Source organism: Paenibacillus sp. 2KB_22 (genome assembly GCF_052115745.1).
Taxonomy (GTDB): domain Bacteria; phylum Bacillota; class Bacilli; order Paenibacillales; family Paenibacillaceae; genus Paenibacillus.
In genome coordinates this window covers 1-933 of sequence record NZ_JBFRHG010000019.1, presented here as the reverse complement: position 1 = coordinate 933, position 933 = coordinate 1, and the positions used below count along the sequence as shown (strand labels likewise).

8 tRNA genes and 1 rRNA gene are annotated in these 933 nt (G+C 52.8%); all 9 read right to left on the bottom strand.

What is annotated here, in order from left to right:
* Window positions 1-71: 71 nt before the first annotated feature.
* Window positions 72-146 (bottom strand) — tRNA-Gly (locus AB4111_RS30985).
* 10 nt (window positions 147-156) lie between these two features.
* Window positions 157-237: transfer RNA gene (locus AB4111_RS30980), tRNA-Leu, on the bottom strand.
* Window positions 238-243: 6 nt separating this feature from the next.
* Window positions 244-319: transfer RNA gene (locus AB4111_RS30975), tRNA-Lys, on the bottom strand.
* A 6-nt stretch (window positions 320-325) separates the two neighbouring features.
* Window positions 326-400, bottom strand: a tRNA-Gln gene (locus tag AB4111_RS30970).
* 10 nt (window positions 401-410) lie between these two features.
* Window positions 411-486, bottom strand: a tRNA-Val gene (locus AB4111_RS30965).
* A gap of 7 nt (window positions 487-493) precedes the next feature.
* Window positions 494-565 (bottom strand) — tRNA-Glu (locus AB4111_RS30960).
* A 10-nt stretch (window positions 566-575) separates the two neighbouring features.
* Window positions 576-648, bottom strand: a tRNA-Thr gene (locus AB4111_RS30955).
* Between the two features lie 3 nt (window positions 649-651).
* A tRNA-Asn gene (locus AB4111_RS30950) sits at window positions 652-727 on the bottom strand.
* 84 nt (window positions 728-811) lie between these two features.
* Window positions 812-928, bottom strand: a 5S ribosomal RNA gene (gene rrf, locus AB4111_RS30945).
* Between the last annotated feature and the right edge of the window lie 5 nt (window positions 929-933).

Sequence of the window (933 nt, the reverse complement as noted above, 5' to 3'; positions counted from 1 at the left end):
AGAGATTCGAACTCCCGGCCTTTTGATTCGTAGTCAAACGCTCTATCCAGCTGAGCTAAGGGCGCAAATATTGGAGCGGAAGACGGGAATCGAACCCGCGACCCTCGCCTTGGCAAGGCGATGCTCTACCGCTGAGCCACTTCCGCAAATAAAGGATGCGCGTGGAGGGACTTGAACCCCCACGTCAAAGACGCTAGATCCTAAGTCTAGTGCGTCTGCCAATTCCGCCACRMSCGCATATAATGGTGAGTCATGAAGGGCTCGAACCTTCGACACCCTGATTAAAAGTCAGGTGCTCTACCAACTGAGCTAATGACTCATAAAATGGCTGGGGATATAGGATTTGAACCTATGCATGACGGAGTCAAAGTCCGTTGCCTTACCGCTTGGCTAATCCCCAATAAATTAGATGGTGGAGGCTGAGGGGATCGAACCCCCGACCCTCTGCTTGTAAGGCAGATGCTCTCCCAGCTGAGCTAAGCCTCCATCTATATGACCCGTAGGGGATTCGAACCCCTGTTACCTCCGTGAAAGGGAGGTGTCTTAACCCCTTGACCAACGGGCCCCATTTCCAAAGCTCTCAACCGGGATCGAACCGGTGACCTCATCCTTACCATGGATGCACTCTACCTACTGAGCTATGAGAGCAAATGGCTCCCCGAACAGGGCTCGAACCTGTGACAACTCGATTAACAGTCGAGTGCTCTACCAACTGAGCTATCAGGGAATAATATGCATTTGCAGGGCAAATGCAATTCATCGTACAACGTCCACATGCAGAGCCTGTTTTCTATGTATGATGAAAGAGTTCGCTTGGCGGCGTCCTACTCTCCCAGGACCCTGCGGTCCAAGTACCATCGGCGCTAGAGGGCTTAACGGTCGTGTTCGGGATGGGTACGTGTGGAACCCCTCCGCCATCGCCACCAAACGCAT